Genomic DNA, 2,893 nt, shown 5'->3' with positions numbered 1-2,893 from the left:
TACCGGCTCGAGTACAACACCGTCCGCCCTCACGAGGCACTCGCCTGGAACCGGCCCCACGACGTGCACACCGGCCAGGCCGACCCGCTCGTCCCCAACTTTCCCGAACCCCAAAACCTGCCAGTTACTTGACGCGGGACACGAGGACGAGGCCGGGCAGTCGCTGAGACCGCCGCGAGCCAAAACCTGGGGTCGCGTGGGCCGCACACCCGTCGTAAGGGTCCGGGGCAGCGGATCCGGCAGGGTGTCGATGGCCGGGATGAGTGAGGTGCCGACATGAGCGATGCGAGTGGACAGGGTCGACCGGCCCGGCGGTGTAGTCAGGTGGACGTTGGCATCCGAGGTCGCGCGGGCCGGCCGGTGGATTTCTCGAATGTCTCCCGGGCGGTCTGACGGATCGCGTGGAGGACGGTCAGCCGGTGCGCAGAGGCGCGCCGAGCCGGTAGAAGTTCGAGAGCGTGGTCAGCGTCGTGAGGTGGTTCCGGTCAGGGGGTGCGGATCCAGAACTCGATCGACAGCGGCGGGACGGTGATCGTCAGCTGCGGGCCGGCCTTGGCACCGAGGGCCAGGTTGTTGGTGGACGGGCCGAAGCGGGCCCCATGGAACTGGGCGGCGGTCTGGGTGTCCACGGTGTAGGTGAAGGGGCTGTTGGAACGGTTGGTGATGGCGAAGACCGGCTTGCCCTGCGCTGTCTTCCAGGCCATGATCCGTTGATCCGGCAGCACCGCCGACTCGTCGACGCCGTAGCGGACCGAGTTCCACGGCATGTACTTCACGAAGCCATGGACCGCGTTCCAGTTCTGCGGGTTCCAGGTCCAGTGGCCGACCGGCAGGTTGGGGAAGTGGCTGAAGTTCGTGTCGGACGGCGGTCGCCAGAAGCCGAGCGAGTAGCCGGGGGATTCGGCGTTGGCGGTGGGCTTCAGCGCGTGCAGCCAGAACCAGGTAGGCGCGTTCTGGAACACCATCCAGTTCATGATCGACTGCGCGGTGTTGATGGTCCGCACATTTGAGGTCGCGTTGTCCAGGTACTCGAATTCGTTGTTGAACACGAGCTTGCCTCGCGCGCCGGAGGTGAACGCCCCGGGGGTGAGTTGCTCGTTGCTGTTGGTGCCGATTTGGTGGTAGGTCCAGGCGTCGATGTTCGAGAGCGCCTGGGCGTCCCCCGCGAGGGCTTGGCCTATGGCGCCACTCCAGCCGTGTTGGCTGTCAGCTGTGATCATGATGTGGGGGTACTTGGCGCGGATCTTGGGTGCGACGGCCTTGAACGCGGCCAGGTACTGGCTCGCGTTGTAGACGCAGGACGAGTAGGGGGTTGTGAAGAGCGGCTCGTTCTGCAGGCCCCACATGGCGACCGGGATTCCGCTGCCGATCAGGTGGTCTAGGTCGGCGACCAGGGCGTCGCCGAACTGCGACAGGAAGGCGGGGTCGAACGAGGACAGCGTGCCGCCGATGTAGGAATTGTTGGACTTCCAGCCGGGGGCCGGGGACCAGTATTCGACCGAGGTGCCCTCGATCCCGGCGTGCGCGATCATTTCGGCGAGCTGCTCGTCCTGGCCCGGGTAGCGGCTCTGCATGAACTTCCTGGTGGAGTCAAGGCCCCGGTAGTACAGCCCCATCGCGAGGCGGCAGTACCGAAAACCGCGGTCGGTGCGGCCCCCCTTCAGCATCTGCTGGACGAATCGGTCGCGCTCGCTGACCGTGAGGTCGTAGGGGACGCCGCTGACCGTGTCGGGCAGGCCGTTGTTGTTCGAGCCGATCGAGTCGGACTGGATCTCGAACCCGAGCCCCAGAATGGTCTGCTTGGCGGCCTGGTCGAAACGGATCGTGTAAGTGCCCGACGTTGCCGCGGCGGCCGCTGAGGAGAGGTTGAGCAACGGGGACAGCGCCACTCCGGCGCCGGCGATCGCGGCGCCGCGCAGCATTGCACGTCTGCTGACGGGACGCGGTTCGGATGCGGTCATGTGAACCTCCTGGGTGGGGGATTCGGGGCTGAAGGAGGGTGAAGTGGGGCCTGTGCCACCGGGTGCGGAGATGGTGCGGTCTGCGGGTTCCCTGTGGGGTGTTCGGGTGGCGCGGGTTGCCACAGGGGACGGGAGCTCGACGCTGAGGGGAATGAGGCGTGGGCACCCATGACGTGTTCTCCCGTTGGCGCCAAGCCGTTCTCCGGCAGCAAGGGGCGGGAATGAGGGCTGGGCAGCGCCGCCCCGCACCCTCGCCGCTTCCTGGGGAACCGGGGGCTACCAGCAAGGTATCTGATATACCAAAATTGGGCCAGGGGTGTTGCTGGTTTGTTTCGTTCGGTCGCGCTCTTGGTCGGCGGTGGCGCGGGGCTGCCGATCGAGAGACGGCCTCCTGAGCGGGCCCGTGGGCCCACTCAGGAGGCGCTCTTGACATGTCGGCGCTCTTGCGGCTCTGCCCGCGTCCACTGACCCCGGGAGCAGCACCGTGGCGGTGGTCTCGGCCGGCGGATGCGTCTCCAGGGCCGGCTGTGACCGGCTGACCGGCCATTCACGGGCCCGTAGGGATTGAGTGGGTTGCTTCGGCGGCGCGGGGCGGCTGCCTTGACTCGTCGACATGGGGCCGGAGTGCACCGTGGGGCAAGGTCCAGGTTGCGTTCTGCAGGGTGTCGGCAAGGTCCAGGCGCGTCCCGGCCCTGCATGGCATCGGATGTGGTCAACCGCTGAACCGGAGCCCTCCCGGCGAATGTCGGCCTGGTGGGCTGCGAGGGGGTCGATCCATGGGACCCCCTTCTCCGGTGGCCGTCATGCGGGCAGTTCGGCCCAGACCAGTTGGCCGGTGGCGGTCTGCATGGCGCCCCAGGTGCTGGCCAGGGCGGCGACCATCAGCAGACCCCGGCCGCTGCACCGCCCCGTATCAGCGGCTGCGGAGGTGC

1 protein-coding gene and 1 pseudogene are annotated in these 2,893 nt (G+C 67.5%); one reads left to right on the top strand and one right to left on the bottom strand.

What is annotated here, in order from left to right; translation table 11 throughout:
* Positions 1–142: 142 nt before the first annotated feature.
* A pseudogene (locus PUR56_RS43415) lies at positions 143–265 on the top strand (IS630 family transposase); the annotation flags it as partial.
* A 220-nt stretch (positions 266–485) separates the two neighbouring features.
* On the opposite strand, the gene PUR56_RS13515 reads toward PUR56_RS43415, so the two are convergent.
* Positions 486–1,961 carry a hypothetical protein gene (locus tag PUR56_RS13515; RefSeq protein WP_329949078.1) on the bottom strand — a complete coding sequence of 492 codons (1,476 nt, stop codon included), beginning with the start codon at positions 1,959–1,961 and terminating at the stop codon, positions 486–488.
* Positions 1,962–2,893: the final 932 nt, after the last annotated feature.

Origin of the sequence: Streptomyces sp. BE303, assembly GCF_036290945.1 — a bacterium.
Taxonomy (GTDB): Bacteria; Actinomycetota; Actinomycetes; order Streptomycetales; family Streptomycetaceae; genus Kitasatospora.
The sequence above is the reverse complement of the archived record's forward strand: the minus strand, read 5'-3'. Positions and strand labels throughout refer to the sequence as shown.